We start from the raw sequence: 20,793 nt of genomic DNA on the forward strand, positions 1-20,793 counted from the left end.
ACTAGTTGCTCTCGACCTTCGAAGTCTCTGGCTGGGTCTTGCGTTTCGGCCAGTCGTACGGCCACCACTGGGCGCCACCGCGGCGGGCCCAGACGATCAGGCCGATCAGCACGGCGAGCTCGACCGCCGGGCAGATGGTGTCCCGCAGCCGGGTGCTGAACCACTCCAGCGAGTCCGACAGGAACGGCGCGACCTGCCGGGCGTTGGGATCCCGGCCGGGCACATAGGCGATCGCGATCATGGTGGTCCGGATGACCATCCACTTGTCCACCTTCGACGCGGCCACTGCCGCCAGCGCGACCCAGGCGATCACGTCGTACCAGGGCAGCGAGTACATCGCGGTGACGATCCAGGCGATCCCGTAGATCGCGGTGTAGCGGATCGCCTCGGGGGCGTGGTCCTCCGGATGCGTCTTCGGGACCAGCGACTTCGGGAACACCTGGGACAGCAGGATCGCGACCACGATCAGGCCGACCCAGGCCGCGATCGCGAGCACCGTGCGGACCAGGCCGTTCGGCAGGAACAGGGTGAAGAAGCTGAGCAGCACCTTGTGCGGCGTGCCGGTGGAGATGAACGAGCTGTTCGAGCGGGCTTGCTGGAGCGCCTCGAGACCGACCACGGCGTACAGGCCGGCCATCGAGACTGCGGCGCCGCCGCAGAAGATGAGCGCCTTGCGCCGGTCGGCACGCAGCGACCAGAGCATCGCCACACCGACCAGGCCAATCGAGAGCTTGGTGCAGCCGGCGATCCCGAGCACGATGCCGGCCCAGAACAGATGCCGCCGGAACAGCACCAGCGCGATGATCGCGAACATCACCGCGATCGCGTCGTTGTGCGCGCCGGCCAGCACGGTCCACAACAGCAGCGGGTTGCCCAGGGCGAGCATCGCGACCCGGCGCTTGGCGACCAGGTCGGAGCCGACCAGCTTCATCAGCAGCAGCCCGGAGACGATCAGGCTGACCGCGACGGACAGCTGCAGCATCCAGACGGTCAGCTGCATCGAGTCGCCGCCGACCCAGGACGAGAACCACTGGATCCAGGTCGCGATCGGGCCGTAGACGCTCTTCGCGCCCTGCCACGGCCGCTCGGTCGCAGCGATCACCGGGTCGTACCCGAGCCGGATGGTGTCCGCCGGAGCGGTCGTGTACGGGTTGCCGCCGAGCGACATGATCCGCCCGTACGCCGCGTAGATCAGCACGTCGCCGGACGCCATCGGCGGCACCAGCGTGACGGCGGCCGTCGTGCCGATGCCTAAGGCAACTAATCGGTTGACCCGTGGGGCCCAGCCGTTCTTGATCGCCTTGGCCGCCAGGAAGACGCCGTACCCACCGACCAGGATCGCGACGTAGATCATCATCGTCACGAGCCAGTCGTTCGGCTTCGCGTTCACCCAGTACGACGGCAGCCAGGTGTGCCGGTTGGTGAGAGTCAGGACCACCACCGACGGGCCGAGCAGACCCGCCGCGACCATCAGCGTTGTCGACGCCAGGTAGAGCGCGACCGCCCGCTTGCCGTCGCGATCTGCCGTCGGCGAGGTGACCGCGACCTCTTCAGCTTTGTCGGTGCTCATCGGCTCGACCGGTTGGGGAGCGCGCTGCGCGCGGCGAGCGCACGGCGTACGTGCAGGAACTGGCGGCCGCGGTGCAGTTGGCCACGCCAGTCGGTGCCGGTCGCGCGGTGCCGGACGTCGATCGGCACCTCGATGATGCGAAAACCCTTGCGCCCGAGATCGATGCTCAACGCGGCCTCGACGCCGAAGCCTCGGGCCAGCGGCAGCGCGGCCTCGAAGGCGACCCTGGTCAGACAGCGCTGACCCGACAACGGCTGCTCCGGCGCCCAGCCGGTGGCCTGCTCGATCCCGGACCGCGCCAGCCGTACGACGAATCCGTGGCCGCCGGCCTTGCTGCCGTCCGGCCGAACCTGGGCCGGCAGCGTCCCGATGGTCATGTCGGCGCGCCCCGCGAGCACCGGCTCGATCAGCGGCTCGGCACCGGCAGCGGAGTCAGCCAGGTCGGCATCGAGGAACAACAGATGGCGCAACTGCGCGCCGTCGCGCTCTGCCACGGCCGCTGCTCCGGTCTCCATCGCCGCCGCCTTGCCGCGGTTGCGCGGGTGCCGGACAACCACCGCCCCGGCGCGCTCAGCGACCTCCGCGGTGCCGTCGGTCGAGCCGTCGTCGACGACCACGACCAGGTCGACACCGGCGATCTTGCGCACCGCGTCGATCGTCGCGGTGATCCGCTCGGCCTCGTCCTTGGCCGGGATCACGCACGCGACGGCGCCCTGGACGGGCTCGACGGAAGGCAGATCAGTACCGGACACAGCACCGCAGCCTAGTTGTTCGGCGGCCGATCCCCCGCCTCCGTCCCCGGGCTCTGTGGATATCTCGTTCTTTCGATCGAGCCGGTCCTCCTCACGACCGACTTGGAGATCCGGCAAGATTGTCGGACAATCAGACAGAATCACGGCGAATCCCGGCGTCTGCGGCGGGGCTGCCGTAGCTTGGTGGGGACCGGATCCGGACGAGAGGGCAGGCAGATGACCCAGGCGTATGGCGTCGACAGCGAGGTCGGACCGCTGCGGACGGTGATGCTTCACCGGCCAGGCAACGAGCTCCGCCGACTCACTCCGCGCAACAACGACAAGCTGCTCTTCGACGGGCTGCCGTGGGTCGGCCGCGCGCAGGAGGAGCACGACGCGTTCGCGCAGGTGCTCCGGGACCGCAACGTCGAGGTGCTCTACCTGCACGAACTGCTCGCCCAGGCACTTGCCGACCCGGCGGCTCGGGCCGAGGCCGTCAGCGGCGCGACCGAGGACCTTCGTCTCGGCGACAGCCTGCGTGAGTACCTGCAGACCGCGCTGACCGCACTCGACCCGGAGCAGCTCGCCGAGGCTCTGATGGCCGGCGTGCGCAACGACGAAGTACGGGCCGGTGGGCTGGTCACGTCACTGCTCGCGCACGAGGACTTCCTGATCGACCCGCTGCCGAACCTGCTCTTCACCCGGGACTCGAGTCTGTGGATCCGCGATCACGTCGCCGTCACCTCGCTGGCGATGCCGGCCCGGGTCCGCGAGTCGCAGCTGACCGAGCTGATCTACACGTACCACCCGCGCTTCGCGGGAGCGCCGAAGGTCTACGACCACAGCCTGGAGCACGTCGAGGGTGGTGACGTGCTTGCCCTCGGCCCCGGCGTACTGGCGGTGGGGGTCGGCGAGCGGACCACTCCGGCCGGCGTCGAGCGGCTGGCCCGGCGGGTGTTCACGAAGGGCCTGGCGCACACCGTTCTCGCTGTGCCGATCGCGCAGCAGCGGGCGACGATGCACCTCGACACGGTCTGCACGATGGTCGATGTCGACGCAGTACTGATGTATCCGAACATGGCCGAGGAGATGCGCGCACTGGCCGTCACGGCCGAGGGCGACGAGCTGCACGTCGCGGAGTCCGAGCCGTTCCTGGTCGCCGCGGCCAAGGCGCTCGGGATCGACACCCTGCGGCGGATCGACACCGGTCTGGACCCGGTCACCGCCGAGCGCGAGCAATGGGACGACGGCAACAACACCCTCGCGCTGGCACCGCGGGTCTGCATCGCCTACGAGCGGACCGAGGAGACCAACCAACGGCTGGAGGAGTCGGGGATCGAGGTCATCCGGATCTCGGGTTCCGAGCTCGGCTCCGGTCGTGGCGGTCCTCGCTGCATGTCCTGCCCGGTACTCCGGGACCCGCTGACGACCGCCTAGTCGAGCGCTGGATGTGGCAGCGATGCCGCATCCAGCGACCTGACTGACAAGGCAACTATCTGCGGCGACACGCGGAGTGAAATCGGGGGTTGTCGCCAGGGCCCGATATGAGTACTCTTCATGCCTAGGCCCAGGCCCTGTTGCTCCCCCGTCAGCAGGACTTGGGCCGTCCACGTGAAAGGCCCCCGCACTCGTCGAGTGCGGGGGCCTTCGTGTCGGGTCGAGCGACTAGCGGATGGTCAGCTGACGGCTGGCCAGACCCGCACGGGCAGCGCGCTCTTCGGTGCTCAGCGGCGCCTCGGTGGCGAGCGCCTTCTCCAGAGCGACAGCGAACTCGGCCGCCGGCTTCTCCAGGTCAGCGGCCTCGGTGTCGGCCGGCAGCTCCCACACCGGCGCGAGCACACCGAGCGCGCGGAAGGAGCCGATCAGGCGGCTTCCGTCGGTCAGCGCGGACGAACCGGCGGCGTGCAGCCGGGCCAGGGCGTCGAGCACCGTGTCCTCGGCGTGCGGCAGCACCCAGCGCAGGTAGCGACGGTCGCCGATCTGCGTCCAGTACGCCGCGTCGACGGACTCCAGCCGGACGGTCGGAGCAGCCGCCGCGTTCGCGCGCTCCAGGCCGGCCGCCACCTCGCCGGTCGGGTCGTCGACGTTCTCGCCGACCCAGTAGTCGAAGCCGTCGTGCACCTTCACGGTGATCGGCTTGGAGGTGTCGATCAGGTCCTGCAGGCGCGGGCCGTCCTTGAGCAGGTCGCCGACCTGGATCGGGTTGCCCGGCTCGGTCTTGAGGGCCGCAGTGATGGCGTGCGCGACATCGCGGCTCGGGTCACCGGAGGAGGCGTGCGTCTGCAGGCCGATCCAGATCGTCTCGTCGTCGCGGACGAGGCCCGGCATCGCCATCGGCAGCAGGGTGACCACATTGACGGTCTTGCCCTTGTGCTCGCCGGCCAGCGTCAGCTCCGCGGTACCGGCCGGGACGATCTCGCGGAAGGCGATCAGGTCGCACTCGGACGGCAGGCCCTCGAACGGGCGGACCACGAAGCTGTCGGCCGCCTGCGCCTGCTCACGGCCGTGGCACTGCTTGAACCGCTTCCCGGATCCGCACGGGCAGGGCTCGCGCGGGCCGACGTCGACCAGGTCGGCCGGATCCAGCGTGACGGTCGTGGTGGTGTTGGCGCGGTTGCGCGACTTCTTTCCCATACCCGCAGTCTGGCAGTACCCGGCTGCCGGTCACCAACTCGCGTCAGCGGTGCACGACGGCGTAGACGGTCCGGCGGTCGTTCGCGGTACGGACTCCCCAGTCGGCGGTGAGCATGTCGACGATCGCCAGACCGCGGCCGCCGATCGATTCGGGGTGGGCGTCGGTGATCCGCAGCGGCTCTGTGTCGCCGAGGCCGTCGACGACCTCGAGGTGGATGCCGGCCTTGTCGATCCACCAGGCGACCCGCACCTCGCCGCCGGGCAGGGCCGGCGCATAGCGAATCGCGTTGGAGAGGAGCTCCGACAGAACCAGTTGCGCGTCCTCGCTGGCGCGGACGGCGATCCGGTGACGCTTGAGGTATCCGGCCAGACGTCGGCGTGCGTCCGCCACGGCGGACGCTTCATGCGGCAGAACGACGTCAACGACAGTGACGTCGGCAGGCAAGGTCGCAGAGGACAAGCAGGGTCTCCTCAGGTCGGTACAACACTCCCACTTCTGCCCCCGATCCAGGCCGCGAAAACCCCTGCAGGTATTCCGTTACATAGCGACGCCGAAGATCACACGTTTAGCTGAGGAATCGAGACGAAATCGACAGAATTGAACGTGCAAATTACCCATTGCATTCGGTTCGTCACGCAGAACGGCGAAAGTGAGACGCAGTTCACGAACTCTCCGCAACCGGGGACGGACCTGGTCCGCTCGAATGAGCGCGGAAATGGTCAGGGCCGTTAGTCGTGGCGCTGGGACCGGCGCAGCGGGAGGTGCAGCTTGCGGCGCTGCGGCTGAACCGGGAGCGCGGGCGAGGTCGGCGGCGTGGCGAGGGTCTGGATCGCCAGCTCGGGACGGTCGCTGATCAGGGCGTCCACGCCGATGCTCTCGCAGTGTCTGACGTCCTGCTCGGTGTTCACCGTCCAGACGTGCACCTGGTGGCCGTGCTTGTGAGCCCGGTCGACGTACTCCGGGTGCGCGGTGACGATCTCCAGACTCGGACCGGCGTACGAGACACCGGTCGGCAGCGAGCCGTCGCGAAACCGGAGCGGGACCCGGTCCATCAGCAGCACGGTGCGCAGACCGGGCGCCAGGACGCGCATCCGGCGCAGGGAGAGCCAGGAGAAGCTCATCACCCGCACCGGCGACTCGGAGCCGATCCGGGGGTGCGCCCAGCCGAAGCGGTCGAGCATCTCGATCAGCCGCCGCTCCACCAGCCCGGCGTACCGGGTGGGGTGTTTGGTCTCGATCGCCAGCTCCAGCGGCCGGCCGGCTTCCCGGACGGTCTCCAGCAGGCGTTCCAGCGTGAGCACCTTGGTCAGGTCCGGGTCGGGCAGCTCGGCCTCGTCGTCGAGCTCCGACCACGGGTTCTTCCAGGAGCCCCAGTCGAAGCCGTCCAGCTCCTCCAGGCTCATCGTGGACAGCACCCCGCGGCCGTTGGAGGTGCGGTCGATCCGCCGGTCGTGGACGCAGACCAGGTGCCCGTCCGCGGTCAGCCGGATGTCACACTCCAGCCCGTCCGCGCCGGCCTCGACGGCTCGGCGGTACGCCGCCAACGTGTGCTCGGGACTGACTTCGCTGGCGCCACGATGGGCCACCACGCTGGGGCGTTTCGCCATGGAGACAACTCTGGCACGCCGCGTTGTGAATAACTCACGCAGGCTCGCCGACCTGCCGCAAGGCTCTTACCTGGGCGGATCTGGCCCAGGCCAGTCTGTTTGCCGGTTCAGTGGGCTTCGGCGAGGACCAGCTCGCGATGCTCCCGGATCTCGGTGTAGTGAACAGAAGCCCAGTGCACCAACGGGGTCGCCACGGTCAGGAAGCTCCGACCGAGCGGGGTCAACGAGTACTCGACCCGCGGCGGGACCTCGGGGTACGCGGTGCGGCCGACCAGCCCGTCCTCGGCCAGCTGACGCAGGGCCAGCGTGAGCATCCGTTGCGAGATGCCGGCGACGGCCTGGTGCAGGTAGGAGTAGCGCCGTGGGCCGTCGTGCAGGTGCGCGACCACCAGCAAGGACCATTTGTCGCCGATCCGGTCGAGAACCTGACGGACGAAGTCCCCGTGCTCCACCGGCAGCTGCCCGCAGTCACCTGCGCCCGGAACGGCCCGGCTGAAATCGAGCTCCATCTGCATTCTCCTCAGCTGGTGCCGCGGAATTCCTTCAGGTTCGACGCTACCACCGCGAGGTACGGCCGAGAGCGCGAATTCAGGTGACGACGGTCGCGAACACCGAGGTGCGCAACGCACATTGATGTGCGTCAGGTCAACGATCCCGGACGCCTGTCCACCAAGCTGCCCGGCTGGGGACCGACCGGCGCAGACTCCTTGCAGTGAAGGGCGGACGAGCCTCCTCGACGACTCCCGCTTTACCACGAACATTCATGTGCCTTTTGCAGGGCCCTTTTCCGCTGGGCATCATGGAATGGCGGCGCCTTGCAGCAGTAAGCCACCGCATATCAACCCTAGGAGAAAGAATGACTCGGAATAGGACAATGAAATTCAGGGTGTTCGCGGTCGGCGCGACCGCTGCGGTGGCACTGCTGGGGCTGCAACCCGGACCCGCGTCGGCACAGACCACCACGAAGACCTACCAGGTCGCTTTCGTCGGCACCGCCGATCAGGTCCAGGATCCGACCAACGTCAGCGGCACGATCGACTCGAAGTTCGCAGGCACCTGCCGTCAGACCGGGACCGGAACAGTCACGCAGGAGCCCAACGGCGGAATCCACTCGTTGCTGATCGTCGACTGGAAGTGCAAGGACGGCACCATCAAGGTCCGTAGCGAGGGATCGATTCCGCCCGGCGGCACCGAGATCGTGAACGGACAGTGGTCGGTGCTGCCGGGAAGCACCGGCCGGTACACCGGGGCGACCGGAGGCGGCGGCCACGACTGCCTCGGTGGAGGGCACGGTGGAAGCGCCGTGACAGGTGTGGTGCATTGGGAGGGCCAGATCACCCTACGGAAGACGCACCTTTAGTCGCTGAACTCCGGTACGCAGTCGCCGCCGGGCCGTCCAGGCCCGGCGGCGGACCGGCGCCATGGAGGGTCGCGTAGGCGGCAGCGATGATCTGCGGCCGGGCGTCGTCGCTCGAGAGATACGGCTCGTGGACGACGGACAGCACCGTCACCGCACCCAGGCAGCCCGCCACGCGGACCGCCCGGACAGCACCGTCGGCGGACGCGTCCCAGCCGTCGATCCCGAAGGCCCGCAGCGTTGTGAGTCCGGCAGCCTCCATGCCGTCGGCGAGCTCGGTCCCGCGCTGATTGGTGGCCGCGCCGATCAGCATCGCCACGAATCCCGGGTTCGCCAGGGCGACGTCGGTGAGAACAGCGATGGCGCGCGCGTCGCGGGCCGGCCCCGCGGGCAGGTCGGCGACCGACGCGAGCACCGATTCGGCGAGTGAGACGCAGCGGGCGATCACCCGCTCGAGCAGGTGCGCCTTGCTGCCGAAACGCTGCAGAACGGCCGCCTTCGAGTAGCCGACCTCGTCAGCGACCGCCTGAACGGCCGTGTCCTTGACGCCCCGTCGAGCGAACAGCGCGGCCGCCGCATCCAGCATGGCGTCGTCGATCTCGGCACTCGTCGGGCGGTGGATCATGCCGTCAGCATAGTGAGCGAACCATTTTGATCATCTTATGACTATTATGGTCACATGACCAACCTGCTCAGCTCCCGCCGTACTGCGATCGCCGGCGGGCTGTACCTCGCCGCAGGCGTCCTCCTGTTCGCCATCGAGGCCGCCGTCGCATCCGCGTTCCCCGGCTACAGCTACGCGACGAACTACGTCAGCGACCTGGGCGTGCCGGAGGTCGGCCAGTTCGAGGGCCGGGCGATCGACTCCCCGCTCGCGTGGCTGATGAACCTCGGCTTCATCGCCCAGGGCCTCCTGGTACTCGCCGCCACCGCCACCTTGTTCCCGGCACTGCGCGACGGATGGGGGCGCCGGGTCCTCCTCGCGCTCGCGACCGTGTTCGCCATCGGCTTCGTGACGATCGCGATCTTCCACGGCTCCGAGCAGGCAGAGGCCGACGGAACCGTCGCGCTCCACTTCCTGGGCGGCGGACTACTCGCAGCCTCGGGCAACGCCCTGCTCATCGTGACGGGTATCGCCGCCCGCCGCTTCGGTGCGCCACTGGTGGCCCGTGCCACCAGCATCGCGCTGGGCCTGTTCGGGCTGACCTCGCTCGCGCTGCTCTCGATCGACAAGGCCAACACCAGCATCAGCATCCTCGGTGAGGGCGCCCTCGAACGCGGCGCGCTCTACGCGATCCTGGTCTGGGAACTCACGGTCGGCGCGATCCTCGTCTGGACCACTCGCCGCTCCCCGGCCCAACAGGCAGTCGCCTGGTCCTAAGTCGTCTCCTCCAGCCCCGCGAGCCGGGCGGCTTCGGTCCACAGTTCTTCCTCGCGGACGAGGTCGTAGGACTCTGGTGACGAAGGCGTCTCGCGCCCGCGGTCGAGGTACGAGCCGCTGTCGCCGGACCAATCTGCCAGCAGGGTGGTCGCCAGCCGCTCGCCTGCTTTCTGGGTGCTCGTGCCGCGGCCGACGGCGAGCTGCGACGAGTAGTACACGCGCAGCACCGCTTTCATGAAGGCCGGCGCACCACGGAACAGTTCGGTACCACCGACAAGACCCGGGTTGTAGGAGAACGCGACGACTCCGGCCGGCACTCGACGGGCCAGGGCATGGACGAGGTAGATGGTGCCGAGCTTGCTCGTTGCATAAGCTCGAGAGCCGTCCGCAAAGCCGCCCGGGCGCGGAGTCGCCAAGCTCTTCGGGGACTCCCAGCGCGGCTTCGGTACGGCGCCCAGCGTGTAGCGGAACTGCCCGAAATGCGTGTCGCTCGTGGTGAGCACGATCCAGGCCGGCGCGACGAAGTGGTGCAGGAGGAGCCGGACCAGCAGATAGTGCGCGAGCACATTGACGCCGAAGATCGTCTCGTGACCTTCCACGGTGGCTGTGCTGGTCGTCGGAAGAACCACGCCGGCGTTGCCCAGCAGGCCACCGAGCGGCGCCAACCGGCCTGCGTCCAGCTCGGCACCGATCCATCCGGCGGCATCCCTGACCTGCTGCAGCGAGCTCAGGTCGCAGTCGACACCGACCACGCGGCTTCCGTCGACCGCCTTGGACAGCGACGCGGCGCAGGCGGCGGCGCCTTTGCGAGCCAGTACGACGTACTGGTCCTGAGGCCTGCGGCGGACCAGCAACTCGGCGGCACTCAGCCCGATCCCGCGCGAGACGCCGGTCAGGACAATGGTTCGGGTGTCGTCCGGTGTCATCTTGCTCCTGTCTTCTCGTTGCCGGTGCCATGATGAGTAGGAATCGGAAGCCTTACAAAATGCACATGGATGTCCGTAAGGAACGGGAAGTGCGTAGTGACGACAGAGCCAGCGGCGCGTGAGGCGTGCGGGCGGCTACCGGCCGAGCACGGTGACTTCGTTCGCCAGGTCCTGGATCGCATCGGCGACAAGTGGAGCCTGCTCGTGGTCGCCAACCTGCACGACGGCGCGAAGCGCTACTCCCACCTGCACGAACTCGTCGAAGGCATCTCGCAGCGGATGCTGACCCTGACGCTCAGCCAGCTGACCCAGGACGGCCTGATCTCCCGTACCGCGTACGCCGAAGTACCGCCTCGGGTGGAGTACGCGCTGACCCCGCTGGGCGAAACCCTTCTCGACTCCGCCGTACCACTGATCCGCTGGGCATCGGCGAACTACGGCACCATCCGCGAGAACCGAAACCAGTCCCACCCCGAATCCTTCCGAGGTCTTCCAGGCGCTGCTGAGTCACACTGATCCGGTGACACAGATGCGAGCAGTTGTCCTGGAGAAGCCCGGCCCGCCGGAGTCGCTGACGGTCAGCACCGTCGACCGGCCCGAACCACGCGAGGGCTGGGTCCGGATCAAGGTCGAGGCGTTCGGCCTGAACCGCTCCGAGTACCACCTCCGCGCTGGCCTGGCGACCGGCGCGACGTTCCCGATCATCCCCGGCATCGAGGCGACCGGCACGATCGACCTCGCACCGGGCGGCGAGTTCGAGCCCGGGCAGCAGATCGTCGCGATGATGGGCGGGATGGGCCGCAGCTACGACGGCGGCTACGCGGAGTACGTCGTAGTACCGGCTGCTTCGGTCACCCCGGTGACGACCTCGCTCGACTGGGCGACGCTCGGCGCCTTGCCGGAGATGCTCCAGACCGCTCACGGCTCACTGCACACCGGCCTGGGAATCCAGGCAGGACAATCGATCCTGGTCCGCGGCGGTACGTCGTCCGTCGGGGTCGCCGCTGCGGTCCTGGCGAAGGAGCAAGGCTTGACGGTCTTCTCCACCACTCGCAACCCGAAGCGTCTCGATCTCCTGCGCGAGCTCGGTGTCGATCACCCCTTGGTTGACGACGGCAACATCGCGGCGCAGGTACGCGAGATCTTGCCTTCGGGTGTCAACGCAGCGCTGGAGCTGGTCGGCACCAATGTCTTGCCCGACACTCTGAGAGCCACCGCAGTACAGGGGACTGTTTGCTTCACCGGCATGCTCAGCGACGCCTGGACGATCCCGGACTTCTACCCGATTGGCTACCTGCCCAACGGCGTCCGCCTCACCGCCTACAGCGGCGAAAGCAGCGACCTCCCCGCCGAGGCGTTCCAGCGCTATGTCGACTTAGTTGCCTCCGGCAAACTCCCGATCCGGATCGACCGGGTCTTCGCTCTGGACGAGATCGCGCTTGCTCACCGGATCATGGAGGACGGCGCCGCGGTCGGGAAACTCGTGGTCCGCATCAGCTAGTTCCCATCACTTCGCCTCTTCGCGGACATCCTTCCCCTGTTCGGCAAACGCCTTGAAGTCCTCCAGGTGCTGCTGCGACTGCTTATGGAAGGCGCTCGGCATCACAAGCCCCACCAGCCGCATCAGCAGACCACTGAACCGGTACTCGCTCTCGCTCTCCCAGAGCGTCGTCTCCGGACCAGCCTCGGTCAGCCGATCGCGGGCGGCGCTCCACATGCCCCCGCCGACGATCTCGCGCTCGAAGCGCACGACGGTCCCCTGAGGGATTCCGTGCAGGTCCGCCGGCTCCCGGCGGGTGATCGTTTCGGCGAGCTCCATCTCTCGCTTCCCGGACTGCAGCACGACCCGGGACTTGGTACCGACCTCCCCGTGGACCCCACTCACCGGCTCGTGCAGCACCAGGCCGCGCAGCCACATCGGCAGCTGTGCCGGGTCGGAGAGCAACTGGACCGTCTTCTCCAGCGGCAGGGCGATCTCGATCGAATTCGTGTACTTCAAGACGCGGATTCCTTCTAGGTCTAGGACAAGGTGCGGTCAGGCCGGGTCGGGTGCGTAGAACTTGGTGGTCGCCTCAACCGCAGCCGCGACAAACTCCGGCTCGCCACCACCGGCCAGGTGAGCCTGCCCCCAAGCCGCGGCACTGCGCCGGATGAACTCGCGTCCTTCAGGGGATTTCTCGATCCCCTCGTGGTCGGTGGTGTCACCATCGGCCAACAGCCGGGCCAGGGCGAGGAGAGCCAGGTCCCAGCCAACGCCGCCGGCCCCAGGCCCGTACGTCGGGAAGAGCGGCTCCCCGACGATCGCCGCATGAATCAACTCGAACTCGGTGTCGTCGTCCGGCCCCGGGGCCAGCCGCACCTCCACCTCACTCGTGCCGGACCAAGCGTAGGCGTCCGGCCCGTAAAGCCAGGACACCTTCAGCAGCCGCGGCGGCTCGCAGCGGAGGATCTCGCCGCACTCACCGCTGTCCAACGCGTACTTCCCGCCCAGCCGCAGATCCCCGGTGACCGGCTTCAACCAGCGCTGCAACCGCTCCGGGCTGGTCAGCGCGTCCCAGACGTCGTCGACCTGAGCGTCGTACCGCCGCCGCACCTCGATGGTGTACGCCTCACCGGCAGGCACATTGCCCTTGCCCATCACCCGGCGCGCGGCGGCCAGTTCATCCAGTACGTCTTTCATGTCAGGTCCCCTTCGCTGATCCATCGACGCCGGACGAGCGAAAGCGTAGCAGCTTGCACTTATATAAGCCAAGCTTGATATCTATCATCACGTAGGGTCGTGCCTCTCGAAAGGACCAGCCCATGCGCAGCAGGACCAGGATCCGTCTGATCGAGGCCGCCGACGCGGCGACGATCGCCGCGCATCGGGCCAGAGATGTCGAGGCCTTCAGGCCGTGGGAGCCCGCCCAGCCCGCCGACTTCTTCACACCCGAGGGTCAAGCGAAGCGGATCGAGACCTTGCTGGCCGGACACCGTGCCGGCACCGCTTGGCCGGGCGTGGTACTCGCCGACGACCAGGTGATCGGGCAGGTCACCGTCGGAGGAATCCTCCCGCAACCGCACCTGCGCCGCGGTTCCGTCGGCTACTGGATCGCCAGTGTCGCCCAGAATCAAGGGCACGCGGGGAACGCCGTCGGCCTGGTGCTCCAGGTGATGTCGGACGAACTCGGGTTGCATCGCGCCGAGGCCTCCACGAACTTGGAGAACGTGCCGTCGCAGCGCGTGCTACGCCGCAACGGATTCAGCCCGTACGGCGTCGCGCACTCCTCGATCTTCCTCGACGGGAACTGGCGAGACGGGCTCCTGTGGGAGCGGATCCTCGACGCCTAGAAGTACTTGCTAGCCGGCGAATGCCTTCCACTGCCCCTCGGAGATGACCTCGACGGTCCCGTCGACCACCTTGATGGCGGTCTGGTCGTCGATCGCGTACGCCGGGCCGGCAATATCCGCAGCCCATCGCTCTGCACTAGCCATCGTGTTCGACGGCATCTGCTCGTGGTCCAGGTGCGGGTAGATCGAGAAGTCGACAACCCCGAGCATGCGATCGTCCGGCGCGGCAGGCCAGTTGACGAAGTCTTCACCGATCCGCGGCGTCATCACCATGCTGCCGGCACTCAACCCCACCCAGACCGTCTCGGGCAGCGACAAGATGACGCCTGCCAGGCCGGACTCTCGCATCCAGTGGGCCAGGTACGCCGCGTCGCCGCCATCCACCAACAACACGTCGGCCTCGCGAACCCACGGCACCCACCGCTCCTCACCGATGCTGGGCAACGCAGTGAGCTCGAGAACCCCTAAGGACGCCCAACCCAAGCTCGTCATCAGGTCAAACGGAGGCTCCCCGGCAACAGAGCGACGTACCGTGCCAGGCCCGAGCATCGGATGCCCCCACTGTGCGGTGGGAATACAGAGCGCATGCGCCTCGGCAATCGGCTTCCCCAGCAACCCGACCAACGCCTCACGGATGCTGTCGTTGGTGATGCCTCCGGAGGTGAGTAGGAGCTTCACAATCCCTCCACAGCTTCCTGCGCCATCAACCGCCCCCTGTCTCCTGTCCGACGAACGCTACAGTCCGGCTCCGACAACCGCGCGAGAAGTGTAGGTAATCCTCTACACTAGTTACGTTGCTGTAGAGGATTACCGCCGGAGAGGGGGTGAAGTGCCTACTGACGACGAGCTGCTCGGCGAGCTGCCCGAGACCTTCCGCTACTCCGAGGCCATCGAACGGATCAGCGAGCGCCAGCTGCGCAACCTGATCGCCCACGGTCAGATCACTTCGCTGTCTCGCGGGATCTATCGCAAGACAGACTGGCTGGGCGACGACGACCTGATTGAGATCGCTGCCAAATCCTCACAGGCGACTCTCTGCCTGCGGTCCGCGCTGGCCCGCCATGACCTGATCGATGACATCCCGGCGGAGATCGACATCGCGATCCCGCGCGGCGCCTGGACACCAGAGACCGCCGCCCCGGTCAGATGGCGAAACTTCGATCCCGCCACCTTCACCGTCGGCCGAGACTCTCTCGACATCGGGGCAGGCCGGACGATCGGGATCTACTCCGCCGAGCGCAGCATCATCGACGCATTCCGGCTAAGCCACATCGACGGCGCCGACCTGGCCAACGAAGCACTCAAACGCTGGCTGCGCGGGGGAGGACAACCATCGGTACTCCTGCGGCTGGCCAAGGCCTTCCCCCGCACGCTGACATCACTGCGCCAGACACTGGAGATCCTTCTTTGAACCCCGTCTCGCGAGGAACATCGGCAGGCGATGCCTACCTCGATCTCAAAAGCCAAGCACAGCGCACCGGACGCACTACTCAAGAACTCCTCCAGCTCTACGTCCTCGAAGGCTTCCTCGCACGACTGGCTGTCAGTCCCGTCCGCGACAACTTCGTCCTCAAAGGCGGCGTTCTGCTCGCGGCGTTCGACACCCGCCGTGCCACCAAAGACGTCGACCTGGCCGGGCGCAACCTGGCCAACTCCACCGAAGCAGTCCTTGAACTCGTACAGTCCGTGCTCACGGTCGCCCACCTCGACGACGGCATCGAGTTCTTCCCCGGCACCGCCACCGCGGCGGTGATCCGCGACGAAGACCAGTACTCCGGTGTGCGCGTACACGTCGACGCCCGGCTGGCCAGCGCGCGGCTGCCGTTCCATGTCGACGTCAACGTGGGCGATCCGATCTGGCCCAGTCCGACGCCTGTCGAGGTGCCGCGACTTCGCGGCGGCGATCCGATCAGAATCGCCGGCTATCCGCTCCACATGGTCCACGCGGAGAAGATCGTCACTGCCGTTCAGCGAGGTACCGCGAACACCCGCTGGCGCGACTTCGGCGACATCTACACCCTAGCCAGACGCCACCCGACCAACGGCTCCGACCTGCAACGGGCGATCCAGGAGGTCGCCCACGGCCGCGACGCGACCCTGGCCCCCTTGACGGAGATCCTGGACGGATACGCAGCGATCGCCCAGACCAGATGGGCAGCATGGCGCCGGCGCAACACCTCACACCACCTCCCCGAACAATTCGGCGACGTCCTCGACGATGTGCTCCGATTCGCAGAGGAACCACTCCGCGCCGACGTCGCCGGGCGCGAGTGGGATCCGCGCCTTGCCGTCTGGAACTAGTACTCACTTGCCACCCGAGCGGACAGCCCAACAGCAAGCTCATCTTTCAAATTCATGTTCTTGCTCTCGCTCTCGCTCTCGAGACTTCACTGCTTTGCCCCGGAACAGCAACTAGCCTCAAACCACAGTTGCCCACCGCGTTCCTGGAGGAGTGGACGCGGTGGGCAAGTCTGTGGGGGTGGTTAGCTGACAGCCTCCTGCAGAGACCGCGTGCGGCCTGCAGGGCGGGCCAGGCCGTAGTGGTCTCGCAGGGTGGTGCCGGTGTACTCCGTGCGGAAGAGGCCGCGTTGCTGGAGGATCGGGACGACCTGATCCGTGAAGACCTCAAGACCCGAAGGCAACACCGCGGGCATGATGTTGAAGCCATCAGCAGCGCCGGCGTCGAACCAGTCCTGGATGGCGTCAGCCACCTGCTCGGGAGTGCCGCTGAAGGTGCGGTGGCCGCGGCCGCCGCCTAGGCGGCCGATCAGCTCTCGGACGGTGAGCTTTTCCCGGCGGGCGAGGGTGACGATCAGCGTATAGCGGCTCTTGGCGCCCTCGATTTCGTCTTCGTCGGGGAGGTCTGCGGGGAGTTGCTGGTCCAGCGGGAGGTCCTCGGGGGAGACGCGGAGGGTTTTGGCTAGTTGTTTGCGGGCGTATTCGGGCTTGATGAGGTCGTCCAGTTCGCGTTCCAGGCGGAGCGCTTCTTCGACCGTGCCGCCGATGACCGGGACGATGCCGGGGAGGATCTTGATGGTTGCGGGGTCGCGGCCGAGGGCGGCGGTGCGGGCCTTGAGGTCGGCGTAGAAGGCTTGGGCGTCCTCCAACGTTTGCTGGGCGGTGAAGACAGCTTCGGCGTACCGCGCGGCCAGGCCCTTGCCGTCTTCCGATGAGCCGGCCTGCACGATCAGCGGGTGGCCCTGCGGCGAGCGCGGCAGGTTGAGAGGGCCGTGGACCTGGAAGTGGCGGCCGACGTGCTCGATCGCCTGGACCTTGGAGTTGTCGCCCCAGACGCCGGATTCCTTGTCTGCAAGGGTTACGTCGTCTTCCCACGAGTCCCAGAGCTTGTAGGCGACCTCCAGGAACTCCGCTGCGCGGTCATAGCGTTCCGCGTGGGCAGGTTGATCGGCCAGGTTGAAGTTCTTCGCCGCATCCGGGCCGGCCGTGGTGACGACGTTCCAACCCGCGCGCCCGCCGCTCACATGGTCGACGCTCGCGAAGCGGCGGGCCAGGTTGTAGGGATCGTTGTACGTCGTACTGGCAGTCGCGATCAGCCCGAGTCGCGTAGTGACCGCTGCGATCGCGGTCAGCAGCACGGTCGGCTCGAGTGAGCCGGCCGGGCGGCGACCCACGTCGCCGATCAGCTGGGGCGAGTCCGCGAAGAAGATCGAGTCGAACTTGCCGCGTTCCGCGATCCGGGCCAGGTTTTGATAGTGCGCCACGTCGGTGTTGGCGACCGGGTTGCTCTCGGGCAGCCGCCAGGAGGCCTCGTGGTGGCCGGTGCTCATCAGGAACGCGTTCAGGTGCAGGTGGCGGCTCACAGCGTGACTCCCAGGGCGTCAAGAAGTTTGGTGCGGACGGCCGCGAAGCCTGGGTCGGCGGGACTGCGCGGCTGGGCGAGGTCGATCGTCTCCTCGGCGACGATCCGGCCCTCGTCGAGGACGATCACCCGGTCGGCGAGCACGATCGACTCGTCCACGTCGTGAGTGACCAGCAGTACTGCGGGCTGGTGCTTGGCGCACAGGTTTCGCAGCAGGACGTGCATCTTCAACCGGGTCAGCGCATCCAGCGCGCCGAACGGCTCGTCCGCCAGCAACAGCGCCGGCTCGCGAACCAGCGACCGTGCCAGCGCGACCCGCTGCTGCTCACCACCGGACAACTCGTTCGGCCAGGCCTGCTCCCGTCCCGCCAACCCCACCTCGGCGAGACTCTCCCGGCCGCGCTCGTCGGAGTTCTTCAAGCCCAGCACGACATTGTCGAGAACCCGGGCCCAAGGCAACAACCGCGAGTCCTGGAAGACCACCGACACGTTCTCCGGTACGCCGAGCTCACCGGACCCCTCGACGCCGTAGTCCAACCCGGCCAGCGCCCGCAGCAACGTGCTCTTGCCCGAACCGCTCTTCCCCAGCAGGGCAACGAACTCCCCGGGCTTGATGCTCAGGTCGAGATCGTCGAGCACCGCGCGATCCTCGTAGCGCCGGGTCAGGCCGCGAACCTCCACGGCCTTGTCGAGTGTCCTCAGTCCGCCAGTGTGCGTCGCCATGACAGCGTCCTCCTCTGGATCAGCCGGACGGCTCCGTCGGAGAGCAGCCCGAGCGCGCCGTACAGGACCAGGCCGACGATGATGATGTCCGTCTGGCCGTAGGTTCGGGCCAGCTCCATCATGTAGCCGATCCCGCTGGTCGAATTGATCTGCTCGACCACGACCAGCGCCAGCCAGGCGCCGGTCACCGCGAACCGCAGGCCGAGCAGGAAGCCGGGCAGCGCGCCGGGCAGAACCACCCGGCGGATGAACTCCCAGCGGGACAGGCCGACCGTCTCGGCGAGTTCGACGTACCGGCTGTCGATCGTGCGCAGCCCGTTGTGAGTGTGGATGTAGATCGGCACGAAGACGCCGAGCGTGATGGTGACGACCTTCATCGACTCACCGATACCGAGCCAGAGAATCAGCAACGGCAGCAGGGCGAGCGACGGGATCGCGCGCTTGATCTGGATCGGGCCGTCCAGGATCGCCTCGCCGATCCGGCTGAGACCGGACAGCAGCGCCAGCACGGTGCCGAGCAGGATGCCGAGCCCGAGACCGGCGAAGGCACGCTGGGACGAGGTCCACAGGTTCGACTGCAGCCGGCCGTCCGCGATCAGGTCGCCGGTCGTGGTGACCACGGTCCAGGGCGCCGACAGGATGCGCGGGTCGAGCAGGCCGGTCGCGGAGCCGATCGACCAGATGACCAGCAGCAGGACCGGCCCGATGGCGGCGCCGAACTTGATCGGATTGCCCGGCCCGAGCCGCCGCCGACGGCGTACGGACTGCGGTACTGCGCGTTCCTCCCGGGCGCGGATGCCGGGGATCGCCAGCTGCGTCATTTGGCCGCCGCCTTGATCGCATCGGCCGCGATCGGCTGGAAGCGCAGGTCGTAGAGGTCCTTCGCCTGGATCACCGGCTTGTCGGTCTCCTTGGCAAGCAGTTCGATCGTCTCCTGCTGCCGCTTGATCGCCTCGCTCCAGTCACCACTGATGTCCGGGTGCCCGGCGGCGTCGACGAGCCACTGGCCGTCGGCCGCGGTCAGGCCCTGGTCCTTGACGTAGTACCCCTCGATCCATTCCTTCGGGTGCTTGTCGATCCAGTCCTGCGCGACACCCCAGGCAGCGACGTACGCCCTGATCGCGGCGGCCTTGTTGGCGTCCTCGAGCGACTCGGTCGGCCCGTAGAGGTGACCGGCGTCGTCGCGGATGCCGTGCCGGATGGTGGTCGCGCCGTCCTTGCCGTACTTCGTCAGGTAGCGCTTGATCGAGACGCCGCCGATCGGCGCGACCTCGACCTGCTTGGCCGCCAGCGCGTTCGGGTAGATGTCCCCGGTGCTCGGCAGCTCGATCAGCTTGACGTCTTCCTTGGTCAGGCCGGCCTTCTTCAGCACCTTGAGCACCAGCGCTCCCTGCGCCTGGCCCGGGCTGTAGGCGATCTTCTTGCCTCGCAGGTCTTCCAGCGTCTTCACCTGTACGCCGGGCGCCACGCCGAGCTCGTAGATCGGGTGGTTCAGCGGGTCCTGCCGAAACTTGGACGCGACGATCTTCACGTGCAAACCGGTCCAGGTGGCGTGGATCGACGGGATCTCCGCGACCGAGCCGAGGTCGAGCGCCTTGGCCCGGAAGGCCTCGGTGGTCTGCGGACCGCCGCTCAGATTGGCGAACTGGACGTACTTCGAGACCTTGTCGAGCTGCCCCGACAGTTTGAACGCCACCTGGGTGGCCGGATCGCCGACCACGATCTTGGCGCCGTCCGGTACGTCGGTGGGCAGCGCGGCGTCGAGTGCGAGCTTCTGGCCGGCGCCGGCCGTGGCGTCACCGCCGCAACCCGACAGCAGGGTGAGGGTGGCCAGGGCGGCGGCGGTGACTGCGGCAAGGGATTTGTTAGGCATGAGCTTCTTCCAGACAGGGGTTCAGGAGGGCCGGTCGGTGGTGGCGTAACGGCCGTCGTGGTACAGCAACGGCTCGTGCTCGCGGCGTTCGGCGTAGGTGGCGAGCCGGGCCACGACGATGTGGTGATCGGCCACAGCGAAGCGGTGCTCGACCAGAGCCCGCAGGTAGCTCGGGGCCTCGTCCAGGACGGGTTCCCCGGTCCGCAGCCGCGACCAGCGGGTCGGTTCGGCGAACCGGTCGATGCCGCTGGTGGCGAACTGACCGGCGAGCTCGTGCTGGCCGGCGTCCAGGAAGTTGATCACCAGGCTGTCGGCCCGGTGCACGGTCGGCCAGCTCGACGCGGTGGTGGCGATCGAGAACGACACCAGCGGCGGCAGCAGGCTGACCGAGACCAGTGAAGTGGCGGTGAAGCCGACCGGGCCGTTGCCCGCGTCCGCGGTGATCACCACCACCGACGCGGCGTGCCGGCGGAACACCGAGCGGAAGATGTCGGCATCGACGGTCCGCTCCAGCTCTGGCTCTGGTGGGGGCACGACACTGAGGCCGGGACGAGTGGGCAGGGCAGGGTTGAACGCATGGACGGACATGTCTCTCCCTCGGGACGGGGCAGGGACGACCGGTTGCGGACAAGCCGAAACGCACCGCGACCGGGCGGATGAAGGTACAGCTGGCTCTCGAGGCCAGGGAGCGTCGTCGCCGTCGTACGGACAGGCGGTAGTGCGCTGGTACTAGCGACAGGTGGCGCTGGAGGTGCGCATCTGATCGATGACACGACGGCGCGTCAGCAGACTGCTGATCAGCACCGGCAAGGTCGTCGTCATGTCAACGACTCTCTCATC

The 20,793-nt window shown here is 67.7% G+C and carries 24 protein-coding genes; 8 read left to right on the forward strand and 16 right to left on the reverse strand.

Annotated elements, in window-relative coordinates; translation table 11 throughout:
* Position 1 precedes the first annotated feature (1 nt).
* Both AB0P21_RS31130 and AB0P21_RS31135 read right to left on the reverse strand, forming a co-directional pair.
* On the reverse strand, positions 2–1,570 hold the full coding sequence (locus AB0P21_RS31130; RefSeq protein WP_363701058.1) for a DUF2029 domain-containing protein: 1,569 nt from the start codon (positions 1,568–1,570) through the stop codon (positions 2–4).
* Positions 1,567–2,322, reverse strand: a complete 756-nt coding sequence (locus AB0P21_RS31135) for a glycosyltransferase (protein WP_363701060.1) — start codon at positions 2,320–2,322, stop codon at positions 1,567–1,569. The genes AB0P21_RS31130 and AB0P21_RS31135 overlap by 4 nt, the downstream gene beginning before the upstream one ends.
* Before the next feature lie 216 nt (positions 2,323–2,538).
* Between AB0P21_RS31135 and AB0P21_RS31140 the strand changes: the two genes are divergently transcribed.
* Positions 2,539–3,738 carry an arginine deiminase gene (locus AB0P21_RS31140; RefSeq protein WP_363701062.1) on the forward strand — a complete coding sequence of 400 codons (1,200 nt, stop codon included), beginning with the start codon at positions 2,539–2,541 and terminating at the stop codon, positions 3,736–3,738.
* A 228-nt stretch (positions 3,739–3,966) separates the two neighbouring features.
* Here the strand turns inward: AB0P21_RS31140 and AB0P21_RS31145 are convergent, their stop codons facing one another.
* From AB0P21_RS31145 to AB0P21_RS31160, 4 genes are all read right to left on the reverse strand, one after another.
* On the reverse strand, positions 3,967–4,935 hold the full coding sequence (locus AB0P21_RS31145) for a DUF5926 family protein (RefSeq protein ID WP_363701064.1): 969 nt from the start codon (positions 4,933–4,935) through the stop codon (positions 3,967–3,969).
* Positions 4,936–4,978: 43 nt separating this feature from the next.
* A complete protein-coding gene (locus tag AB0P21_RS31150) occupies positions 4,979–5,395 on the reverse strand; it encodes an ATP-binding protein (protein WP_363701066.1) in 417 nt (138 codons plus the stop codon).
* Between the two features lie 269 nt (positions 5,396–5,664).
* On the reverse strand, positions 5,665–6,543 hold the full coding sequence (locus AB0P21_RS31155; RefSeq protein WP_363701068.1) for a glycerophosphodiester phosphodiesterase family protein: 879 nt from the start codon (positions 6,541–6,543) through the stop codon (positions 5,665–5,667).
* 107 nt (positions 6,544–6,650) lie between these two features.
* On the reverse strand, positions 6,651–7,052 hold the full coding sequence (locus AB0P21_RS31160) for a helix-turn-helix domain-containing protein (RefSeq protein WP_363701070.1): 402 nt from the start codon (positions 7,050–7,052) through the stop codon (positions 6,651–6,653).
* A 365-nt stretch (positions 7,053–7,417) separates the two neighbouring features.
* Here AB0P21_RS31160 and AB0P21_RS31165 point away from each other — a divergent pair, with 365 nt between their 5' ends.
* The gene (locus AB0P21_RS31165) at positions 7,418–7,903 is read left to right on the forward strand and encodes a hypothetical protein (protein WP_363701072.1); all 486 of its coding nucleotides are present in this window, start codon (positions 7,418–7,420) and stop codon (positions 7,901–7,903) included.
* On the opposite strand, the gene AB0P21_RS31170 is transcribed toward AB0P21_RS31165, so the two are convergent.
* A complete protein-coding gene (locus AB0P21_RS31170; RefSeq protein WP_363701074.1) occupies positions 7,878–8,525 on the reverse strand; it encodes a TetR/AcrR family transcriptional regulator in 648 nt (215 codons plus the stop codon). The two genes, AB0P21_RS31165 and AB0P21_RS31170, sit on opposite strands and share 26 nt — an antisense overlap.
* 54 nt (positions 8,526–8,579) lie before the next feature.
* Between AB0P21_RS31170 and AB0P21_RS31175 the strand changes: the two genes are divergently transcribed.
* Positions 8,580–9,281, forward strand: a complete 702-nt coding sequence (locus AB0P21_RS31175; RefSeq protein ID WP_363701076.1) for a DUF998 domain-containing protein — start codon at positions 8,580–8,582, stop codon at positions 9,279–9,281.
* On the opposite strand, the gene AB0P21_RS31180 is transcribed toward AB0P21_RS31175, so the two are convergent.
* Positions 9,278–10,207, reverse strand: coding sequence for an SDR family NAD(P)-dependent oxidoreductase (locus tag AB0P21_RS31180; RefSeq protein ID WP_363701078.1), 930 nt, complete (start codon positions 10,205–10,207; stop codon positions 9,278–9,280). The two genes, AB0P21_RS31175 and AB0P21_RS31180, sit on opposite strands and share 4 nt — an antisense overlap.
* A gap of 96 nt (positions 10,208–10,303) precedes the next feature.
* Between AB0P21_RS31180 and AB0P21_RS31185 the strand changes: the two genes are divergently transcribed.
* Positions 10,304–10,723: a helix-turn-helix domain-containing protein gene (locus AB0P21_RS31185; protein ID WP_363701080.1), complete on the forward strand. Its 420-nt coding sequence runs from the start codon at positions 10,304–10,306 to the stop codon at positions 10,721–10,723.
* A gap of 13 nt (positions 10,724–10,736) precedes the next feature.
* A complete protein-coding gene (locus tag AB0P21_RS31190) occupies positions 10,737–11,708 on the forward strand; it encodes a zinc-binding alcohol dehydrogenase family protein (protein ID WP_363701273.1) in 972 nt (323 codons plus the stop codon).
* 6 nt (positions 11,709–11,714) lie between these two features.
* Here AB0P21_RS31190 and AB0P21_RS31195 read toward each other — a convergent pair whose 3' ends face one another.
* Positions 11,715–12,206, reverse strand: coding sequence for an SRPBCC family protein (locus AB0P21_RS31195; RefSeq protein WP_363701081.1), 492 nt, complete (start codon positions 12,204–12,206; stop codon positions 11,715–11,717).
* 36 nt (positions 12,207–12,242) lie between these two features.
* Positions 12,243–12,887: an SRPBCC domain-containing protein gene (locus tag AB0P21_RS31200; protein ID WP_363701083.1), complete on the reverse strand. Its 645-nt coding sequence runs from the start codon at positions 12,885–12,887 to the stop codon at positions 12,243–12,245.
* Positions 12,888–13,009: 122 nt separating this feature from the next.
* Here AB0P21_RS31200 and AB0P21_RS31205 point away from each other — a divergent pair, with 122 nt between their 5' ends.
* Positions 13,010–13,537: a GNAT family protein gene (locus AB0P21_RS31205; RefSeq protein ID WP_363701085.1), complete on the forward strand. Its 528-nt coding sequence runs from the start codon at positions 13,010–13,012 to the stop codon at positions 13,535–13,537.
* Positions 13,538–13,546: 9 nt separating this feature from the next.
* Here the strand turns inward: AB0P21_RS31205 and AB0P21_RS31210 are convergent, their stop codons facing one another.
* Positions 13,547–14,215 carry a Type 1 glutamine amidotransferase-like domain-containing protein gene (locus AB0P21_RS31210; protein WP_363701086.1) on the reverse strand — a complete coding sequence of 223 codons (669 nt, stop codon included), beginning with the start codon at positions 14,213–14,215 and terminating at the stop codon, positions 13,547–13,549.
* Between the two features lie 151 nt (positions 14,216–14,366).
* On the opposite strand from AB0P21_RS31210, the gene AB0P21_RS31215 reads away from it, so the two are divergent.
* Both AB0P21_RS31215 and AB0P21_RS31220 read left to right on the forward strand, forming a co-directional pair.
* Positions 14,367–14,948, forward strand: a complete 582-nt coding sequence (locus tag AB0P21_RS31215; RefSeq protein WP_363701088.1) for a type IV toxin-antitoxin system AbiEi family antitoxin domain-containing protein — start codon at positions 14,367–14,369, stop codon at positions 14,946–14,948.
* Complete coding sequence (locus AB0P21_RS31220) at positions 14,945–15,838, forward strand: nucleotidyl transferase AbiEii/AbiGii toxin family protein (RefSeq protein ID WP_363701090.1); 894 nt, start codon at positions 14,945–14,947, stop codon at positions 15,836–15,838. The genes AB0P21_RS31215 and AB0P21_RS31220 overlap by 4 nt, the downstream gene beginning before the upstream one ends.
* A gap of 182 nt (positions 15,839–16,020) precedes the next feature.
* On the opposite strand, the gene AB0P21_RS31225 is transcribed toward AB0P21_RS31220, so the two are convergent.
* Genes AB0P21_RS31225 through AB0P21_RS31245 form a run of 5 tightly spaced genes read right to left on the reverse strand, consistent with a single transcriptional unit; the run spans position 16,021 to position 20,541 of the window.
* Entirely contained in the window at positions 16,021–17,358 is a 1,338-nt protein-coding gene (locus AB0P21_RS31225) for an LLM class flavin-dependent oxidoreductase (protein ID WP_363701092.1), read from the reverse strand.
* Positions 17,355–18,080: an ABC transporter ATP-binding protein gene (locus AB0P21_RS31230; protein WP_363701094.1), complete on the reverse strand. Its 726-nt coding sequence runs from the start codon at positions 18,078–18,080 to the stop codon at positions 17,355–17,357. Before AB0P21_RS31230 ends, AB0P21_RS31225 begins: the two co-directional genes overlap by 4 nt.
* Positions 18,056–18,901: an ABC transporter permease gene (locus tag AB0P21_RS31235; RefSeq protein ID WP_363701096.1), complete on the reverse strand. Its 846-nt coding sequence runs from the start codon at positions 18,899–18,901 to the stop codon at positions 18,056–18,058. Before AB0P21_RS31235 ends, AB0P21_RS31230 begins: the two co-directional genes overlap by 25 nt.
* Complete coding sequence (locus tag AB0P21_RS31240; RefSeq protein WP_363701098.1) at positions 18,898–19,953, reverse strand: ABC transporter substrate-binding protein; 1,056 nt, start codon at positions 19,951–19,953, stop codon at positions 18,898–18,900. Before AB0P21_RS31240 ends, AB0P21_RS31235 begins: the two co-directional genes overlap by 4 nt.
* A gap of 21 nt (positions 19,954–19,974) precedes the next feature.
* Positions 19,975–20,541 carry a flavin reductase family protein gene (locus AB0P21_RS31245; RefSeq protein WP_363701100.1) on the reverse strand — a complete coding sequence of 189 codons (567 nt, stop codon included), beginning with the start codon at positions 20,539–20,541 and terminating at the stop codon, positions 19,975–19,977.
* Between the last annotated feature and the right edge of the window lie 252 nt (positions 20,542–20,793).

Source organism: Kribbella sp. NPDC056861, from assembly GCF_040687575.1.
GTDB lineage: Bacteria > Actinomycetota > Actinomycetes > Propionibacteriales > Kribbellaceae > Kribbella.

Bases quoted from the DNA above. Each gene is read 5' to 3' on its own strand.
- AB0P21_RS31130 (WP_363701058.1), bottom strand. From the start codon at position 1,570: ATGAGCACCGACAAAGCTGAAGAGGTCGCGGTCACCTCGCCGACGGCA.
- AB0P21_RS31140 (WP_363701062.1), top strand. From the start codon at position 2,539: ATGACCCAGGCGTATGGCGTCGACAGCGAGGTCGGACCGCTGCGGACG.
- AB0P21_RS31145 (WP_363701064.1), bottom strand. From the start codon at position 4,935: ATGGGAAAGAAGTCGCGCAACCGCGCCAACACCACCACGACCGTCACG.
- AB0P21_RS31155 (WP_363701068.1), bottom strand. From the start codon at position 6,543: ATGGCGAAACGCCCCAGCGTGGTGGCCCATCGTGGCGCCAGCGAAGTC.
- AB0P21_RS31160 (WP_363701070.1), bottom strand. From the start codon at position 7,052: ATGGAGCTCGATTTCAGCCGGGCCGTTCCGGGCGCAGGTGACTGCGGG.
- AB0P21_RS31165 (WP_363701072.1), top strand. From the start codon at position 7,418: ATGAAATTCAGGGTGTTCGCGGTCGGCGCGACCGCTGCGGTGGCACTG.
- AB0P21_RS31170 (WP_363701074.1), bottom strand. From the start codon at position 8,525: ATGATCCACCGCCCGACGAGTGCCGAGATCGACGACGCCATGCTGGAT.
- AB0P21_RS31175 (WP_363701076.1), top strand. From the start codon at position 8,580: ATGACCAACCTGCTCAGCTCCCGCCGTACTGCGATCGCCGGCGGGCTG.
- AB0P21_RS31180 (WP_363701078.1), bottom strand. From the start codon at position 10,207: ATGACACCGGACGACACCCGAACCATTGTCCTGACCGGCGTCTCGCGC.
- AB0P21_RS31190 (WP_363701273.1), top strand. From the start codon at position 10,737: ATGCGAGCAGTTGTCCTGGAGAAGCCCGGCCCGCCGGAGTCGCTGACG.
- AB0P21_RS31200 (WP_363701083.1), bottom strand. From the start codon at position 12,887: ATGAAAGACGTACTGGATGAACTGGCCGCCGCGCGCCGGGTGATGGGC.
- AB0P21_RS31205 (WP_363701085.1), top strand. From the start codon at position 13,010: ATGCGCAGCAGGACCAGGATCCGTCTGATCGAGGCCGCCGACGCGGCG.
- AB0P21_RS31230 (WP_363701094.1), bottom strand. From the start codon at position 18,080: ATGGCGACGCACACTGGCGGACTGAGGACACTCGACAAGGCCGTGGAG.
- AB0P21_RS31235 (WP_363701096.1), bottom strand. From the start codon at position 18,901: ATGACGCAGCTGGCGATCCCCGGCATCCGCGCCCGGGAGGAACGCGCA.
- AB0P21_RS31240 (WP_363701098.1), bottom strand. From the start codon at position 19,953: ATGCCTAACAAATCCCTTGCCGCAGTCACCGCCGCCGCCCTGGCCACC.
- AB0P21_RS31245 (WP_363701100.1), bottom strand. From the start codon at position 20,541: ATGTCCGTCCATGCGTTCAACCCTGCCCTGCCCACTCGTCCCGGCCTC.